The organism is Paraburkholderia suaedae (genome assembly GCF_040812055.1).
GTDB lineage: Bacteria > Pseudomonadota > Gammaproteobacteria > Burkholderiales > Burkholderiaceae > Paraburkholderia.
On sequence record NZ_JBFOAH010000012.1, the window covers coordinates 111,324 to 128,519 of the forward strand.

12 protein-coding genes and 3 pseudogenes are annotated in these 17,196 nt (G+C 63.8%); 9 read left to right on the top strand and 6 right to left on the bottom strand.

From position 1 onward, the window contains the following. Positions 1-59 precede the first annotated feature (59 nt). Positions 60-320, bottom strand: coding sequence for a hypothetical protein (locus ABQJ48_RS18010; protein ID WP_367839359.1), 261 nt, complete (start codon positions 318-320; stop codon positions 60-62). A gap of 168 nt (positions 321-488) precedes the next feature. Between ABQJ48_RS18010 and ABQJ48_RS18015 the strand changes: the two genes are divergently transcribed. Next, positions 489-2,201 (top strand): SulP family inorganic anion transporter, encoded by a 1,713-nt coding sequence (locus tag ABQJ48_RS18015; protein WP_367839360.1) that lies wholly within the window; start codon positions 489-491, stop codon positions 2,199-2,201. A 23-nt stretch (positions 2,202-2,224) separates the two neighbouring features. Here ABQJ48_RS18015 and ABQJ48_RS18020 read toward each other — a convergent pair whose 3' ends face one another. The 3 genes from ABQJ48_RS18020 to ABQJ48_RS18030 all read right to left on the bottom strand — a co-directional run bounded on the left by ABQJ48_RS18020 (position 2,225) and on the right by ABQJ48_RS18030 (position 4,368). After that, positions 2,225-2,581, bottom strand: a complete 357-nt coding sequence (locus ABQJ48_RS18020) for a hypothetical protein (protein ID WP_367839361.1) — start codon at positions 2,579-2,581, stop codon at positions 2,225-2,227. 68 nt (positions 2,582-2,649) lie between these two features. Next, positions 2,650-3,288 carry a LysE family translocator gene (locus tag ABQJ48_RS18025; protein WP_367839362.1) on the bottom strand — a complete coding sequence of 213 codons (639 nt, stop codon included), beginning with the start codon at positions 3,286-3,288 and terminating at the stop codon, positions 2,650-2,652. A gap of 204 nt (positions 3,289-3,492) precedes the next feature. Continuing rightward, entirely contained in the window at positions 3,493-4,368 is an 876-nt protein-coding gene (locus ABQJ48_RS18030; protein ID WP_367839363.1) for a LysR family transcriptional regulator, read from the bottom strand. Positions 4,369-4,479: 111 nt separating this feature from the next. On the opposite strand from ABQJ48_RS18030, the gene ABQJ48_RS18035 reads away from it, so the two are divergent. Next, positions 4,480-4,914 (top strand): VOC family protein, encoded by a 435-nt coding sequence (locus ABQJ48_RS18035; RefSeq protein WP_367839364.1) that lies wholly within the window; start codon positions 4,480-4,482, stop codon positions 4,912-4,914. Between the two features lie 187 nt (positions 4,915-5,101). Here the strand turns inward: ABQJ48_RS18035 and ABQJ48_RS18045 are convergent. Continuing rightward, positions 5,102-6,104 (bottom strand): annotated as a pseudogene (locus ABQJ48_RS18045) (SEL1-like repeat protein); the annotation flags it as partial. Positions 6,105-6,168: 64 nt separating this feature from the next. Here ABQJ48_RS18045 and ABQJ48_RS18050 point away from each other — a divergent pair. The 7 genes and pseudogenes from ABQJ48_RS18050 to ABQJ48_RS18080 all read left to right on the top strand — a co-directional run. Then, a pseudogene (locus ABQJ48_RS18050) lies at positions 6,169-6,627 on the top strand (hypothetical protein); the annotation flags it as partial. Next, positions 6,624-7,424: pseudogene (locus ABQJ48_RS18055) on the top strand (ShlB/FhaC/HecB family hemolysin secretion/activation protein); the annotation flags it as partial. The pseudogenes ABQJ48_RS18050 and ABQJ48_RS18055, both read left to right, overlap by 4 nt. A gap of 399 nt (positions 7,425-7,823) precedes the next feature. Next, positions 7,824-11,069, top strand: a complete 3,246-nt coding sequence (locus ABQJ48_RS18060) for an efflux RND transporter permease subunit (RefSeq protein ID WP_367839367.1) — start codon at positions 7,824-7,826, stop codon at positions 11,067-11,069. Positions 11,070-11,092: 23 nt separating this feature from the next. Further along, the gene (locus ABQJ48_RS18065; RefSeq protein ID WP_367839368.1) at positions 11,093-12,316 is read left to right on the top strand and encodes an efflux RND transporter periplasmic adaptor subunit; all 1,224 of its coding nucleotides are present in this window, start codon (positions 11,093-11,095) and stop codon (positions 12,314-12,316) included. Positions 12,317-12,375: 59 nt separating this feature from the next. Continuing rightward, complete coding sequence (locus ABQJ48_RS18070) at positions 12,376-13,827, top strand: efflux transporter outer membrane subunit (RefSeq protein WP_367839445.1); 1,452 nt, start codon at positions 12,376-12,378, stop codon at positions 13,825-13,827. Between the two features lie 93 nt (positions 13,828-13,920). Then, entirely contained in the window at positions 13,921-14,607 is a 687-nt protein-coding gene (locus ABQJ48_RS18075; protein WP_367839369.1) for a heavy metal response regulator transcription factor, read from the top strand. Then, positions 14,604-16,058 (top strand): heavy metal sensor histidine kinase, encoded by a 1,455-nt coding sequence (locus ABQJ48_RS18080; protein ID WP_367839370.1) that lies wholly within the window; start codon positions 14,604-14,606, stop codon positions 16,056-16,058. Before ABQJ48_RS18075 ends, ABQJ48_RS18080 begins: the two co-directional genes overlap by 4 nt. On the opposite strand, the gene dinB is transcribed toward ABQJ48_RS18080, so the two are convergent. Then, positions 16,025-17,191 (bottom strand): DNA polymerase IV, encoded by a 1,167-nt coding sequence (dinB, locus tag ABQJ48_RS18085; protein WP_367839371.1) that lies wholly within the window; start codon positions 17,189-17,191, stop codon positions 16,025-16,027. The two genes, ABQJ48_RS18080 and dinB, sit on opposite strands and share 34 nt — an antisense overlap. Positions 17,192-17,196: the final 5 nt, after the last annotated feature.

The following is a 17,196-nucleotide window of genomic DNA, read 5'->3' on the forward strand; positions in this document are numbered from 1 at the left end:
TTGCGGCTTTGCGTGAGGCGTTCGTCGAGTCGTCGCGTAAAGATGGCCGACGCGACGCTTCAGACATGTCGCCCGTATCGGTCCGCAAAGGTTTGCGCGTCGTTTGCCGGTGGTGATTCGCCGCTTCTCGATCGATTCCAGCTTTTGCCCGGCGTGAGCCGATTCGCGCGTTGCAGAAAATTGCTGTAATTCCGGGCAATAGAGCTTTGCTGTTTTCCCTCATTCAATTCGCTTACCAATCCTTTAAACTGGCTGGTAACAATTGTTACGGGGTGCGTGATGCTCGCCGTTTTTCTGGTTGCCTTTCCGATCTGCATCATCGCGTTGTTCGGGTTTGCGCGACATGTCGATCCGCAAACGGGTCATATCAAGCGTTGAATTTTTTGGGCCGTAGGCTTTTGCTGCGGCCGGTTGCAGTTGAAGCCTTGCCTTTGCGTGCCGACTCGCGGCACGATGCGCGATAACCCAGGTTCAGGGCGATATCGCATATGTGCGACTTTCTGGCGAAAATCATGGCGCGCGCAGGCGTGCTCAAGGGCGTTCTTCCTTTGAGCCGTGCCGCAGCGGCGCGCGATGCGCTGGCGGGCGTACAGCTCGCGTCGATGGACATTCCACAAGTGCTCGGCTATGCGCGCATTGCCGGCATGCCCGCGGTTGCCGGCCTTTACACGGTTTTTCTGCCGCTGGTGGCGTTTGCGTTTTTCGGTGCATCGCGGCACCTGGTGGTGGCCGCCGATTCCGCGACCGCTACCATTTTCGCGAGCCGCCTCTCGACAATGGCGCCGGCGTCGAGCGCCGGATACGCAGCGCTCGCCGCGATCGTCGCGCTGCTCACTGCTGGGTTGCTGCTCGTCGCACGCATCTTTAAACTGGGCTTTCTCGCCGACTTCCTGTCGCGCACGGTGCTGGTCGGTTTTCTCACCGGCGTCGGCGTGCAGGTCGGCATCGCGATGCTTGGCGAGATGTTGGGCCTTCCGGGACACGCGGCAAGCAGCGTCGATCAGCTGCTGCTCGCGGCGCACGAGTCAGCCCGGGTCAGTGCGCCGACGCTCGCCATTTCGCTGCTGGTGGTTATCGCGATTCTGGTGTGCAAGCGCTTCCTGCCGCGCGTGCCGGTGCCGTTGATCGCCGTGGTCGCGGGTATTGCGGCAAGCGACTTCTACGACTTCGCGGCCCGTGGCATCTCAGTGCTCGGTCCCGTGACGGCCGGACTGCCGCCGTTGAGCGTGCCCTCGGTGAGCTGGCAGCAGATGCTCGATCTGCTGCCGGTTGCGGCCTCGTGCTTCGTCATGATCGTCGCACAAAGCGCTGCCGCGACGCGGGTGTTCGCCGAGCGCTATCACGAACCCGTCGACATCAACGCCGATCTGCTCGGCATTGCCGCGGCCAACGCGGCAGCCGCGTTATCGGGCGCGTTCGTGGTCAACGGCAGTCCCACGCAAACCGCAATGGCCGATAGCGCCGGCACGCGCAGCCAGTTCGCGCAACTGGTGTTCGCCGCGACGGTGGTCGTGGTGCTGCTGTTTTTCAGCCGCTATCTGCGCTATCTGCCACGCTGCATTCTCGCCAGCATCGTGTTCACGATTGCGATCGGCCTGATCAACCTGAGGATGCTGTTTGCGATCCGGCGCGAAAGTCCTGGGGAATTCGCGCTCGCCTCGTTCACCGCCGCGGCGGTGGTGTTGATCGGCGTCGAGCACGGCATTCTGATTGCGGTGACTTTATCGTTGCTGCGTCACGTGCGGCATAGCTACCGGCCGCACACCATGGTGCTGGTCCCGGGTGAGGACGGTGTCTGGTTGCCGGTGCCCGCCGTGCCGGGTATACAAACCACGCCGGGGCTCATCGTCTACCGCTTCGGCGCCGACCTGTTCTACGCGAACGATCATTTTTTCGTCGAGGATATCCGGCATCTCGTCGATCGCGCGCCGAGCGCGGTGCGGTGCCTCGTGATCGACGCGAGCGCGATCACCGATCTCGACTATTCGGCGGCACGCTCGGTTGGCGAGCTGTGCAACACGCTCAAGCAGAGCGGCATCGAAGTGATCTTCGCGCGTGTGAACCGTTATCTGCGCTCGGACATGGATCGGCACGGCATTACGCCGATCGTCGAAGAACGCTGCATTTTCGGCACGCTGCACGAGGCGCTGTTCGCGGCGGGCATCGAGAAGCCGCATGAGCATGTGAAGCACGCGTCGTAGCGGAAGCTTTTTCGGTGGGGCGGCTAGTGTTGCGGGTCGTCGGCGAAAAGATAGCCGATCGGAAAACATGCGCCGGCGATCGCGATGCCCAGCACGGCTACTGTATAGGCGAGGGCGGTGCCGTGCCACAGACCGTCGAACCATTGATGAAGCTGCGCCATCAGCACCGCCGCATTGCCGCCTATGCGCTGCAATTCGATCTGATATCGCGGATCGACAGCGGCGTATCGGGCGATCGCCTCGTCGGGCGGCGGCGTGTTCGCGTAGATCAGCGCCGCCGCGAGCAGCGCCGCGAACAGCACGGCGGTGCCCGCCAGATACATACGTTTTTGCAAAGGCGAGCGTTTCACCGCCGCGTTGACTTCGTTGCTGCCGCTCATCGTGCTGGCTCGTCCACTGTTCGTCACGGCGACAGTATCGCAGAGCGGCGGCGCGTGTCGAACGCGCGCTAGCTTTTTGAAGTCAGCATCTTGATGCCCGCGACTCCGAACATCAGCGCGAGCGAGCCGTCCAGCCAGCGCCGGATGGCAACGTAGATGCGCCGCGCGCGAGCCGTGGAAAACAGCACCGCGTAGCTGCTGAACACCGTCACGCCGATCGCCATGCAACCGAGCACCACCGGCAACGTGTGCGACGTGCCGGTTGACGGCGAGACGGCCAGCGAGACGATGGACAGCCACACCAGCACTGCTTTCGGATTGGTGAGATGCAGCAGCAGGCCGCGCAGAAAAAGATGCTTGAGCGGCGCGCTCGCCCGCGCGTCGCCGCTGGGCATGTTCCCGGGGCCGAACGCGGACCGCGCGGACTTGAAGCCGAGCCATAGCAGATACAAGCCGCCGGCGATCCGGATCGCGACCAGACATGCCGAATATCTGGCGAGCAGCGCCGACAAACCGAGCGAGGCGAGCAGCGCCCAGGAGAACGACCCCGACACCACGCCGAGCGCAAATGCCAATGCCGAGCGCCGGCCCGCGTTCATCGCGAGCGACATGATGGCGAGGTTGCTGGGGCCGGGGCTGGCGGTGCCGACGAAGTAGGCGCTATAGGCGATCAGGACATCGGCGGTGAGAATGGGGCTGGCGATCATGGTCTCTGGAATGGGGTGTCGACTGCCGCTCGCCGCATATTTGGCGCGATGCACGCGGCACGAGCATCGGGCGAACGCGTCGTTCGCTATGCGAATCAATGCGGGAGCGACGATTCTACGCGCCATCGCGTGAATCCCACAGATACAGTTGATTGGGCGCGCGACAGGACAATCGGGCATGCGTGGGTACGGCTCATCAATCGATCACGCACCCGCTGCCTCTCCAATACAATCGGCCAACACGTCCACCACCGCTTGCCGGCTATGCCGGGGACGTTGCACGAGTCCGATCTCGCGCTGGAACGTCGCCTCGCCGAGTTCGAGCGCGGCGACGCGCGCCGGCCACTTGCCGAGCCCCGCCGACTTCGGAATCAGCGCCACGCCGATGCCGCGCGCGACCAGTTGCACGATTGCCTGCAGCTCGTCCAGCTCGATCACGTCGTGCACGTTCAACCGCGAGCGCCGCAGAAAACGGTCGACCAGCCTGCCGCCAAACGACGTGCGGTCATAACGGATGAACGGCTCGCTGTTGAGCAGTTCACGCCAGCCGCGCTGGCCGCGCGCGAGCTTCTTCGGTACGAGCAGAACGAACGGCTCGGTGACGAGCGTGCGCCATTCGAGCTCGGACGGCAGCGCGAACGGCGGCTTGATGATCACGGCCAGATCGAGTTCGCCCGAGTCCACTTGTCCGAGCAGAGCGAGCGACACGCCGGGCACGACGCGAATCCGCCAGCCGGGCCGATCGTCGCGAAAGCGTGCGAGCGCGTCGGCCAAAAACGATACTTGTGCGGAGGCAATCGCCCCTACCCGCAGCATCCCGCTTTCCGCCGCGACCGCGCCGCGTTGCGAGAGCCGCGCGTAGAGCGTCATCATTTCTTCGGCGAGCGCGAGCGTTTCGCGGCCGGCGTCGTTCAGCGTCGCCGAGCGGCCGGTGCGGTCGAACAGCGCGAAGCCGAGTTCCTCTTCGAGCCGCTGCATCTGCGCGCTCACCGCCGATTGGGTCAGCCCGATACGCGCGCCTGCGCCGGAAAACGTGCCGTACTGCGTGACGGCGATGAAGGTTTTCAGTTCGTTGAGCATTCGGCTGATCGAGAACGGTGATGGTGAGCTCAAATATATATCGTTTTGCAGCATTTTTAATCATGATTAAAATCGGCCTGCTACCAACCCAACAGTCAGCGAGTCCCCATCATGAGCGTTACCGAAAATGTGTTGCCGCCGTTTCACCTGGCGTTTCCTGTTCATAGCATCGCCGCCGCCCGCCAGTTCTATGGCGAATTGCTGGGCTGCCCGGAAGGGCGCAGCGCGGACACGTGGGTCGATTTCAATTTCTACGGCCATCAGATCGTCGCGCACCTCGCGCCGGAAGAGATCGGCCATCGCCAGACCAGCAAGGTAGACGGCGACGCGGTGCCGGTCCGTCACTTCGGCGCGGTGCTGTCGATGGAGCAATGGCAGGCCGCCGCCGACAAGCTGCGCAGCGCCGGGATCGACTTCATTATCGAGCCGCACGTGCGCTTCAAGGGCGAGGCCGGCGAGCAGGCGACGATGTTCTTCCTCGATCCGTCGGGCAATGCGCTGGAGTTCAAGGCATTCGCCGATATGTCGTCGTTGTTTGCCAAATAGCGGCCCAAGCTGTACGAAGCGCGCCGCGTCGCGACGAGCAAAGGCCGTTCACTTCGGCGGCCTTTTTGCGTCTGGACGCGACTTGCTGGTGCCAGTATTGTCATCCGGTCAATCCCGGTCCGTCCGCGAGGCGAGAAGTCGGTACTGTGTCTTTCTAAGAGCGGGCGAGACCCGTTTCGGTCACCCCTTACGCCTGGTCGATGTAGGCCTTCAGGGTCCATTCCCTGTCCCGGCGATACTTGCGCATGCCGAGCAGCCAATCGAGGCCAGGAATGGGACGGGGATCGTTCAGGGCGAGTTGTGGCATCGTCTCGCCTTTCCTGAAGCGGCGCGTCGCATCATAGGAAACGTCCGCGAATTCCTGCACAGTCCAGAGCCCGTCTTGCGGGCATACCTGCCCGGTGCGGACAACCGTCCCCAACGGCATGCGTTCATCCTTCGCGCTTTTGGCCGGCGCAAGGGGGGAGTCCCGTAGCAGGGTCGAGGTTCTTCTCACGGGCCAGTTTTGCAACGAGCGATTCAGCAGGCTTCTGAGGTGGCGTGGCGGCGTCCTGTTCCTTCTGCCACTGGAACGTGCCGTCCCAGTCCGGCAGCTTCGCGGGCGGCAGCGGCACGATCTGGTCGATGTCGGGGAGTTTCGGGTTGAGGCCGTCGTTACTGTCGAGGAATTTACGGATCGCTCTGTAGCGGCGCGAGCGTTCGGGATCGTTCGGAACACCAAGGTAGTTCAGTCGATCGCCCGGGGGAGGGCCCTTGAAGCCGTCTTCGAGAAACGACGCGGCCATGCTGTTTCCCGCGATGACGCCCTGCTGGAAAGCCTTCACGGCTTCAGCGTAGAACTTGTCGGCGGCACGGTCGTTAGCGAGGGAGGTCGCGGCCTTGCCGTGTCCCTGGTCGGCGGCACATCGCCACATTTGCAGCCCAACTTCAGGCGCAGCATCGATTGGAGCCAGTTTCTCCGCGACGTAATACTGTGCGTCTGGACTGCCCAGGTCCGCTGCCTTGCGGAAATAACGCAGGGCGTTCTCGCTATCCTGTTTCAGGCCGTAGCCAAGTTCGAGGTAATGCGCGATGTCGTAATAGCCACCGGGCACGCCCTGTTTTACCAATTGGATTGCCAGGTCAACAGACGCTTTCGGTGCATTCGGTGAATCGGCCAGCCCTGTCGATATCAGTTGCTGGAGGTTGTTGCACAGGCAAGGCAGGTCAGCAGTGCGAGGAGAATGCCTCGTTTCATAGGGTCAATCCGCGTAGGTGTCAGCGGACCAGGTAGCGGCACTCACGAGCAACGTGATCATCATGCAAACCGAGGTCGTCGACGGCCAGTCCGTGCTGGTGCCGGTCGTGTATCTCGCGAAGGCCAGCCAGCAGGATATGAACGGGCCGCTGATCGCCGCGACCGACATCGATCTGCAGAACGCGCAGACCTTCAATAACAGCGGGACGGTACAGGCGAGCAATACGCTGTCGATTCAGGGCCAGCAGATCAACAACGCGTTCGGTACGTTGCAAAGCGGCGGGCTCATGTCGCTGGCGACGACGGGCAATGTCGACCTGACCTCGGCCACCGTGAACGCCGGGAGCCTCGCGCTGAACGCGGGCGGCGACCTGATCCTCAATACCGCGGCGAATACCGTCAACCAGGTGAGCGCGACGGGCGCGACACGGACCACGACGACGCTTGGGCCCATCGCGAACCTGAACGTGACGGGTACACGAACACCTACTACCAGCAGGTCGCCGGGGTTAACCAGACGTTCGTATCGAGCGGCAACGCACAGACGGCGGGCTTCAAACTTGAGCGGGTTGTCCATCGCAGCCAGAACGACGTAACGGGCGTCGAGTTCCAGCTTGTCAAGCGGTGGGGCGCGAGCTTTATTGAGGATACCGAAATCCCACAGCAGTACCGCGACAACACGTTCATCGAGGCGGGGCTGACCAAGCGGCATTACTTTGGCGCGGCGCAGTTCGACGGCACGCTCGCTTACCGGCAGGGGATCGGCGACCTAGGCGCGCAGCCCGATACGCCGGGCGGTCCGACCTACCGCTTCAAGATGGCGACGCTCGACGCGAACCTTTCGGTGCCGTTCAAGGTGGCCGGCCAGTCGCTGCGTTACGTGGGAACCGTACACGGGCAGTTCACCAACGACGAACTGAACTATATCGACGATCTGACCATCGGCAGTCGCTACACGGTGCGCGGTTTTAGCGGTCAGACGATGCTCGCGGCCGAGAAGGGTTTCTACTGGCGCAACGAACTCCAGTATCCGCTCGGGCAGACCGGGCAGGTGCTCTATGCGGGCCTTGATTACGGCCGCCTGTGGGGCGCATCGGCCGCGAAGCTCGCAGGCACGCAGCTCGCGGGCGCGGCCATCGGCGTGAAGGGTTCGGTGCCGTCGCGTCTCGGTACGTACAGCTACGACGTATTCGCCGGTACGCCAATCTATGCGCCGTCCGGCTTTCCTGCGCCGAGCGTAACGCTGGGCTTTCAGGTGACGGCGCAATTCTGAAAACCGCCTCGGGCGCTTTGCGCCACACTTCCCGACGCGGGTACAGACGGCCGCTGAATCGGGATATTTGTCGCAATCAACGTCCGACCAAGGGTTTTCCCTCGATCCTTCTTGGCACTCGGTCCTCCCCTTAGCACGATCACGGAACCCATATTTCACACAATTTCCTACCGTCTCGCGCTAGACGCGCAGTGGCGCGCGCGCACCAAAAAGCGCCATCTTTCTCCAACAAACGTTTGCCTGTCGCCAACCCGCTCGACATCCGAACAGCACCTGTTCTTACATTAACCTTCCTGACATCTATGCCATTTTCGCGCCATGCCGGTGTTGGTGCTACCGTCCTAGCATGAGCGGTGATTCCTTCAATCTCCCTACCTGCACTCTCTCGGGCGCGTTTCAATGTGGATCGTCAACGTAGCGCTTAAGCGGCCATACACGTTCATCGTGATGGCCATTCTGATCTTGCTGGCGACGCCGTTCGTGCTGTTCACCACACCGGTCGACGTACTGCCGGAGATCAATATCCCGGTGGTCAGCATCATCTGGACTTACACGGGTTTGTCGGCCGAGGACATGGCCAACCGCATCACGTCGGTCAACGAGCGCAGCTTGACGACCACGGTCAACGACATCGAGCACATCGAGTCGCAATCGCTCGAGGGCATCTCGATCCTGAAGGTGTTCCTGCAACCGAACGCAAACATCCAGACGGCGATCGCGCAGACGGTGGCCGTCGAACAGGCTCAGCTCAAGCAGATGCCTCCGGGCGCGACCGCGCCTTTGGTGATCAGCTACTCGGCCTCCAGCATTCCGGTGATCCAGCTCGGCTTGTCGAGTCCGAAGCTCTCGGAGCAGGACCTGAACGACACCGCGCTGAACTTCCTGCGCCCGCAGCTCGTGACGATTCCAGGCGCGGCCGTGCCATATCCGTATGGCGGCAAGTCGCGTCTGATCTCGGTCGATCTCGACACACGTGCGCTGCTTGCCAAGGGGCTGACGCCTTCCGACGTGGTCAACGCATTCAACGCGCAAAACCTGATTCTGCCCACCGGCACGGCCAAGATCGGACCGAAGGAATACACGGTCAACATGAACGGGTCGCCCGCCACGATGGAAGGCCTCAACAATATTCCGGTGCGCACGCTCAACGGCGCCACCACTTATCTGCGCGAAGTCGCGCACGTGCGCGACGGCTTCTCGCCGCAGACCAACATCGTGCGGCAGAACGGCCATCGGGGCGTGCTGATCTCGGTGCTGAAAAACGGCAATGCGTCGACGCTATCGATTGTCGATACGCTCAAAGGGCTGTTGCCAAACGCGCGCGCCGAGTTGCCGCCGGACCTGAACATCACGGCGCTGTTCGATCAGTCGGTGTTCGTTAAAGCGGCTGTACAGGGCGTGGTGCGCGAAGCGTTGATCGCAGCCTCGCTGACGGCCGCGATGATCCTGCTGTTTCTCGGCAACTGGCGCAGCACGTGCATCATCGCGATCTCGATTCCACTGTCGATCCTGTCCTCGCTGATCGCGCTGCATGCGCTCGGGCAGACCATCAACATCATGACGCTCGGCGGGCTCGCGCTGGCAGTCGGGATTCTGGTCGACGACGCCACGGTGACGATCGAGAACATCGAACGGCATCTGCATATGGGCACCCATCTGCATGATGCGATTCTCGACGGTGCCGGCGAAATCGCGGTTCCGGCGCTCGTGTCGACGCTGTGCATCTGTATCGTGTTCGTGCCGATGTTCTTTCTGACCGGCGTCGCGCGTTACCTGTTCGTGCCGCTTGCCGAAGCGGTGGTGTTCGCGATGCTCGCGTCGTACATCCTGTCGCGCACACTCGTGCCGACGCTCGCGATGCTGCTGATGGGCCACGCGCACAAGCCCAAGCGCGACGCGAAGCCGAATCTTTTCACGCGTCTTTATCGGCGCTTCGATAGCGGCTTCGAGCGCATGCGCTCCGCGTACATTGTGATTCTCAGCAGGCTGCTGGTGCGGCGCGGCAGATTCGGCAGCCTGTTTCTCGGCTTCTGCGTGGTGTCGATGGGTCTTGCATTCGCGCTTGGCGAGGACTTCTTTCCGAGCGTCGACGCCGGCGACATTCGCCTGCACATGCGTGCGCCGACCGGCACGCGCATCGAGGAAACCGCGCGTCTGGCCGACGAAGTCGAAAAAACGATTCGCGAGGTCGTGCCGCCGCCGGAATTGGGCACGATTCTCGACAACCTCGGTTTGCCGTATAGCGGCATCAACCTGTCGTATAGCAACGCCGGCACGATCGGCACGCTCGACGGTGAGATCCAGATCGCGCTGAACGAAGGCCACAAGCCGACGCAGATGTACATGGACAAGCTTCGCGCCGTCCTGCCGCAGCGTTTTCCGGGCGTCGAATTCTTCTTTCAGCCGGCCGACATCGTTACGCAGATTCTCAACTTCGGCTTGCCCGCCGCAGTGGACGTGCAGATTTCCGGCGCCAACCAGCAGGGCAACTTCGACGTCGCGCGCAAGCTGCTCAAACAGGTGCGGATGATTCCGGGCACGGTCGACACGCACATCCAGCAGAAGCTGGACGAACCGGTGCTCGATCTTTTCATGGACCGCACGCGCCTGCAACAGCTCAACCTGAGTGCAAACGATGTCGCGCAGAATGTGCTCATATCGTTGTCGGGCAGTTCGCAAACGTCGCCGGGATTCTGGATCAACAACAGGAACGGCGTCGAATACCGGGTGGCGGTGCAGACGCCGCAGTACCGCGTCTCGTCGATCGACGAATTGCTGCGCACGCCGGTGTCGGGTTCGAGCCACGGGCCGACGCAACTGCTGGGCAATCTGGTGCGCGTGTCGCCGCAAAGCCAGTTCGCCTCCATCTCGCATTACAACATCAAGCCGGTGATCGATCTATACGTGAGCGTCGAAAAGCGCGACCTGGGCAGCGTCGCGAATCAGGTCGACAAGCTCGTGGACAACGTGCGCGCGACGCTGCCGCGCGGCAGTCAGATCACCGTACGCGGCCAGGTACAGACCATGCGCAGTTCGTTCGTGGGGCTCGGCCTGGGCGTGGCGATGGCGATCGTGCTGGTCTACCTGTTGATCGTGGTGAATTTCCAGTCGTGGGTCGATCCGCTGATCATCGTAAGCGCGCTGCCGGCCGCGCTCGCGGGTATCGTGTGGATGCTGTTTTTGACCGGCACGCATCTGAGCGTACCGGCCTTGACCGGCGCGATCATGACCATGGGCGTCGCGACCGCCAACAGTATTCTGATGGTCTCGTTCGCGCGTCAGCGGCTGAGCGCCGGCGCACCGCCGCTCACCGCCGCGCTCGAAGCGGGCGCGAGCCGGATCAGGCCGGTGCTGATGACCGCGTTCGCGATGATCATCGGTATGGTTCCGATGGCGCTGGGTCTTGGCGAAGGCGCGGAGCAGAATGCGCCGCTCGGCCGCGCGGTGATCGGCGGCTTGCTGTTCGCGACGGTGTCTACGCTGTTTTTCGTGCCGATCGTGTTCGCGGGCATTCACACCCGCCTCGCGCGCCGTCACAGCAACGACGACGACATGGACCATCCGGAGAGCGGCGGCGATGGCAAGGACAAAAGCGGCAAAGACGGCTCCGAGCCGGATCACGGCGGCGCTGGCGTGCCTGCGTAAAAGTTAAACGACGGCTAATTGAAATGACCGAGAAAACTCATGCATCGCTAGCGATCCCGACGCGGGAGACCGAAGGGGGGCACATGCTGCCGCCGCGCCACCGGGAGTGGAAGCGCGCGAAGATCGCTATCTGCGTCGTGCTGCTGCTGCTGGCGGCGGGCGCGTTGCGCACCGTGATCGCGAACATCATGCTGAACCGTTCTGTCGAGGCGACCACGCAACAGAACGCCACGCAGTACGTGAACGTAGTGATCCCCACGCAGACAGAAAACGGCGGCAACACGCTGTTGCCCGGCACCTTGCGCGGCTACGTCGAATCGCCGATCTATGCGCGCTCGACCGGATACCTGCTGCACTGGTACGCCGATATCGGCACCCAGGTGAAGCAGGGCCAATTGCTCGCCCAACTGGACACGCCCGAAATCGATCAGGAACTCGCGCAGGCATTGGCCCAGCGTCAGCAAACCAGTTCGAGTCTCGCCCTCGCCAAAAGCTCGCTCGAGCGCTGGCAGCAGTTGCGTCAACGCGATGCGGTCTCGCAGCAGGAACTCGACGAGCGGCAAAGCACCTACACGCAGGACGTCGCCAATCTCGCCGCCGCCGATGCCAACGTCAAGCGCTTGCAGCAGCTCGAATCCTTCAAGCGGATCGTCGCGCCGTTCGCGGGCGTAGTCACGCAGCGCAACGTCGATGTGGGCGATCTGATCGACGCGGGCAGCGGCACGAGCCGGGCGTTGTTCGCGCTCGCGCAGTCGGATCCGTTGCGCGTCTACGTGCAATTGCCGCAGGCTTACGCGCAGAACGTGTCGGTCGGACAGAAGGTGGTGGTCACGCAGGCGGAATTGCCGGGCCAGCAATTCAACGGCAAGGTCACGCACATTTCCGGCGCGATCGACGTGCCGACCCGCTCGTTGCAGATCGAGGTGACGCTGCCCAATCCCGACGGCAGACTGCGGCCCGGCGCGTACGTGCAGGTCGCGGTCCCGCAGACGGCGCACGCGCAACTGTCGGTGCCCGGCAACGCGCTGCTGTTTCGCGCCGAAGGTCCGCGTGTCGCCGTGGTCGATGCGAAGGGCAACGTGCAGTTGCGCAAGATCGTGATCGCGCGGGACCTGGGACAGTCGCTCGAAATCGAAAGCGGAATCGAGCCGGACGACCGGATCATCATCAACCCAAGCGACTCGATCGCCGACGGCGATCACGTGCAGGTCGCGCAGCCGGGCAAGAACGCCAAGGGGGCGTCGTGAAGTCCACCGGTCCTTGCCGGGCGCTCGCGAGCTTTGCCGGCGCGGCGAGCGTCGCCAGCGTGACGTTGCTGGGCGCGTGCACGGTCGGCCCGGACTATCAGCGGCCCGAGGCGGAGGTGCCGCCCGCCTGGCACACCGATTCGTTCTGGCGGCTCGCCGCGCCGTCGCATGCGCCGCTGTCGCCGGACTGGTGGAACGGCTTTGGCGATCCGACGCTCGCCGCGCTCGAAGGCGAGGCGCTCGCGCAGAACCAGACGCTGGTCGCGGCGAGCGCGCACTACGAACAGGCCAAGGCGACGCTTGCGAACACCAGCGCGCAGCGCGTGCCCGAAGTCGATCTGAGTGCCACCGCATCGCGCTTCAAGATTTCGAAGAACCGGCCGCTGACCAACTACGCGACGCCGAGCGAGTCGACGGTGCAGAACTATCTGCAACTCGGGCCGACGATCAGCTACGACACCGATCTGTTCGGCCGGATACGTCGCGAGGTCGAAGGCGCCGAGGCCTCGGCGCAGCAATCGGCGGACGACCTCGCGAATGCGCGGCTCGTGCTCACCACCGAGCTCGCCACCGACTACTTCACGCTGCGCGAACTCGACGCCGAGATCGACGTGCTGAACCAGTCGGTGAAACTGCAGCAGAAGGCGCTGGACTACGTGAACTCCGAGCATCAGCTCGGCGCGGTGTCGGGGCTCGAAGTGTTGCAGCAAAAGTCGCTGCTCGAGTCCACGGGCGTGCAGGCGCAACTGCTGGTGAACCAGCGCCAGCAATTCGAACACGCAATCGCCGCGCTGGTCGGCGTGCCGGCCCCGCAGTTCGCGATCGAACCGAAGGTGCTCGACGCGAAGGCGCCGCCGATCCCGCTCGGTCTGCCGAGCGACGTGCTGCAACGGCGCCCCGATATCGCGTCGGCCGAACGCGCAATGGCCGCGGCCAACGCGCAGATCGGCGTGGCCAAGGCGGCGTTCTTTCCGAGTCTGACGCTCACGCCTGGCATCGGCTGGGAGAGCACGCAGTTCGCCACGCTGCTGAGCGCGCCGTCGCTGATGTGGACGCTCGGCGCGACCGTGAGCCAAGTGCTGTTCGACGGGGGCCGCCGCGCGGCCAACGTCAAATATGCGAGCGAGGGCTATCGGGCCACCGAGGCGAACTACCGGCAAACCGTGCTCAATGCGTTCCAGCAGGTGCAGGACGGCATCACGGGCCTGTCGGTGCTGGACGGCGCGGCCAGGCAGTCGCAGGAGGCGGTGGGCGATGCGCGGCGTCTGCTGTCGCTCGCGAACGATCGCTACTCGGGCGGCCTCGTCGCGTATCTCGACGTGATCACCGCGCAGCAGTCGCTGCTCAACATCGAGCGCCAGGACGCGCAGATCCGCGGTCAGCAGATGACGCTGTCGGTGGCGCTGGTCAAGGCGCTCGGCGGCGGCTGGAATGCGGCCGACGACCTCGCGAGTGGGCCGAACGAGGTGCAGCCTGTCGCGACGAAGGAGGCCATGGTTCCGGCGCCGTGAGCCGACGGTTCACGATGCGGCAGTGGTCGCAGTGCCGCAGGCTGGTGGGTAAGGGCGTTTCGTATAACTTCGAGTTGCATGGGATGGACAGGGATGAAATTGCTGATCGTTGAAGACGAGCAAAAGGTAGTGGACTACCTGCGCTCCGGTTTGACAGAGCAGGGCTGGGTGGTCGACGTCGCGCTCGACGGCGAGGAAGGCATGCATCTGGCCACCGAATTCGACTACGACGTGATCGTGCTCGACGTGATGCTGCCCAAGCGCGACGGCTTTAGCGTGCTCAAGGCGCTGCGCATGCGCAAATCGACGCCGGTCATCATGCTGACCGCGCGCGACCACGTGAACGACCGCGTGCGCGGCCTGCGCGAAGGCGCGGACGATTACCTCACAAAACCCTTTTCGTTCCTCGAACTCGTGGAGCGGCTGCATGCGCTCGCGCGCCGCACGCGGTCGCAAGAGTCGACGCTGATCTCGGTGGGCGATCTGTTCGTCGATCTGATCGGCCGGCGCGCCACACGCGACGGCGTGCGCCTCGACCTCACCGCGAAGGAATTTCAGCTGCTCAGCGTGCTCGCGCGGCGGCAGGGCGACATCCTGTCGAAAACCGCCATCACCGAACTCGTGTGGGACGTCAACTTCGATAGTCACACCAACGTGGTCGAGACCGCGATCAAACGCTTGCGCGCGAAGCTCGACGGCCCGTTCCCCTCGAAGCTGCTGCACACCGTGCGCGGGATGGGCTACGTGCTGGAAGTGCGCGAAGAGTCTCAGGCGTCATGAACCGGTCGATTGCGCGCCGCCTCGCACTGATGTTCGCGCTCGTCGCGCTGTTCGTGTTCACGCTGGTGGGCGCGGGGCTCTTCCTTATACTGCGCACGCAGCTCGAACATCATCTGCGCGAGTCGCTCGACGATCGTACGCAGATCGCGCGCATCATCGTGTTTCATGCGAGCACGCCGGAAAAGTGGCGCATGGCAAAGGAAAAACTCACCGACATGACGCCGGTGGACGGCAGCACGGTGTACGCCCTATCGAGCGCGGACCCGTCTTTCAACTACGGCAAGCCGATAGAAGGCACGGCGCTGAAGAACTGGTCTGGCGGCTATGCGCGCGTGAGTCCGGCCGGCGGCGGCGAGGACATGCTCACGGTCACGCAGAGCATACCGGCCTACGGCACGCGGCCGCCGGTGCGATTGCAGGTGGCCTCGAGCTATTCGCCCAACGTGCGCACGATGCGCGTGTTCGGTTCGGCGCTCGCCGCGCTGTCCGCGTTGGGCAGTCTCGCGGTGCTGCTACTCAGTTATTCGGTGACGCGCCTCGGCCTCGCGCCGCTCACGCGCCTCACACGCGACGCGTCCGCCGTCAGCCCGAACAACCGCTCGCAACGTCTGAATACCGCGGCGCTGCCGCTCGAACTGAACGATCTCGCCAACTCGTTCAACGGTGCGCTCGAACGACTGGACGGCGCGTATGGCCGACTCGAATCGTTCAACGCGGACGTCGCGCACGAACTGCGCACGCCGGTGACGATCCTGATCGGCCAGACGGAAGTGGCACTGACGCGCAACCGCTCGGTGGAAGATCTGCGTCACACGCTGCAATCGAACCTCGAAGAATTCGGGCGCTTGCGCGCGATCATCAACGACATGCTGTTCCTCGCACGCGCCGATCAGGGCGAGCGCGCGACGGGCTTGATGGAAGTATCGCTGGCCGCCGAAGTCGCGCATACGCTGGAGTTTCTCGAACTCCCACTCGAAGAGGCGCGCGTGAATGCGCAGTTGCATGGCGACGCACAGGCGCGCGTGAACCGCTCGCTATTCGGCCGTGCGTGCACGAACCTGCTGATGAACGCGATCGAGCATTGCGAGCCGGGCGCCACGATCAGCGTGACGATCACGCGCGAAGGCGATCATGTGCGCGTCGCGGTCGCCAATCCGGGTGAGCCGATTGCGCAGGACGTGCTCGAACATCTGTTCGACCGCTTCTATCGCGCGGAAGTGTCGCGCACCAATAGCCGGGAAAATCATGGGCTGGGTCTGGCGATCGTGAAGGCGATCGCGGAGATGCATCGCGGCACGGTGTCGGCGCACAGCGAACGCGGGATCAATACGTTCGCGTTCTCCGTCGCGGTCTCGCACATCGACAACGGCGCGCAGACCATGCGCCCAGGCGCCGGCGTGACGGTGGGAGCGGGCGGCTACTCGTCGCTGGCGAAAGGCAAGTCGGCTTGAACCGGCACGCGCGGCTTCGACGCTTGCGCACTGGCGGGCGCCAACGCGCTCACGCGCACGCCGAGCAGCCGCAGTTTGCGATTCAATTCGACTCGCCGCAGACATTCGGTTGCCGCACGGCGGATTTCGATCGCGTCCGCGGTCGGTTCGTCGAGCGTCAGATCGCGCGTGACCGTGCGGAAATCGTCGTAACGCAGCTTGATCCCCACGGTCCGACCTACGTAGCCCTTGCGCACCAGATCTTCCGCCACTCGCACGCATAGGCCGGTAAACGAACTGGACAGTGCGGGCCGGTCATGGCGCGGATGCAGATCGCGCTCGAAGGTGGTCTCGCGGCTCATCGACTTAGGCTCCGATTCCACGATCACCGGCCGCTCGTCATGACCCTGCGCGACCTGCATCAGCCAGGCCGAATAGCTGCGCCCGAAGTTGTCCTGCAACAGTCCCGCGTCCGCCGCCGCCAGGTCGCCGACCGTCGCGAGGCCGAGCGCCGCGAGCTTGTCGGCGGCCTTCGGACCGATCCCGTTGACCTTGCGCACCGGCAGCGGCCACACGCGCAAGGGCACGTCGGCCGGCGTGAGGATCGTGAGACCGTCGGGCTTGTCGAGCTCCGAGCCGATCTTCGCGAGCAGCTTGTTGGGCGCCACGCAGATCGAGCAGGTCAGCTGGGTGGCCTGGTTGACCGCCTGCTTGATGCGCGCGGCGATCTCGCGCGGCTCGCCTGGCAAGTCGGTGAGATCGATATAGATTTCGTCGATGCCGCGATCTTCGATGCGGTCGGTGAAAGTCGCGACAGCCGCCTTGAACAGACGCGAGTAATGGCGATAGGAGTCGAAGTCGGTGGGCAGCAGGATCGCGTCGGGCGCGAGCGCGGCCGCTTTCATCATGCCCATCGCCGAGAACACGCCGAGCGCGCGCGCTTCGTAAGTGGAGGTGGTCACGACGCCACGGCCCGCATAGTCGCGCAGCTTCGCAAATCTGCGGCTGCCGTCGGCGAGCGTTTGCGGCACGCCGTCGCGGCCCCCGCCGATCACCACTGCGCGGCCGCGCAATTCCGGATAGCGCAATAGCTCGACGGACGCGTAGAACGCGTCCATGTCGAGATGCGCGATGCGGCGGACGGGAAAACTCATGGGCG

Excerpts from the sequence above, each read along its gene's own strand:
- ABQJ48_RS18080 (WP_367839370.1), top strand. The coding sequence starts at position 14,604 with ATGAACCGGTCGATTGCGCGCCGCCTCGCACTGATGTTCGCGCTCGTC.
- ABQJ48_RS18030 (WP_367839363.1), bottom strand. The coding sequence starts at position 4,368 with ATGCTCAACGAACTGAAAACCTTCATCGCCGTCACGCAGTACGGCACG.
- ABQJ48_RS18075 (WP_367839369.1), top strand. The coding sequence starts at position 13,921 with ATGAAATTGCTGATCGTTGAAGACGAGCAAAAGGTAGTGGACTACCTG.
- ABQJ48_RS18065 (WP_367839368.1), top strand. The coding sequence starts at position 11,093 with ATGACCGAGAAAACTCATGCATCGCTAGCGATCCCGACGCGGGAGACC.
- ABQJ48_RS18025 (WP_367839362.1), bottom strand. The coding sequence starts at position 3,288 with ATGATCGCCAGCCCCATTCTCACCGCCGATGTCCTGATCGCCTATAGC.
- ABQJ48_RS18020 (WP_367839361.1), bottom strand. The coding sequence starts at position 2,581 with ATGAGCGGCAGCAACGAAGTCAACGCGGCGGTGAAACGCTCGCCTTTG.
- ABQJ48_RS18015 (WP_367839360.1), top strand. The coding sequence starts at position 489 with ATGTGCGACTTTCTGGCGAAAATCATGGCGCGCGCAGGCGTGCTCAAG.
- dinB (WP_367839371.1), bottom strand. The coding sequence starts at position 17,191 with ATGAGTTTTCCCGTCCGCCGCATCGCGCATCTCGACATGGACGCGTTC.
- ABQJ48_RS18060 (WP_367839367.1), top strand. The coding sequence starts at position 7,824 with ATGTGGATCGTCAACGTAGCGCTTAAGCGGCCATACACGTTCATCGTG.
- ABQJ48_RS18010 (WP_367839359.1), bottom strand. The coding sequence starts at position 320 with ATGATGCAGATCGGAAAGGCAACCAGAAAAACGGCGAGCATCACGCAC.
- ABQJ48_RS18035 (WP_367839364.1), top strand. The coding sequence starts at position 4,480 with ATGAGCGTTACCGAAAATGTGTTGCCGCCGTTTCACCTGGCGTTTCCT.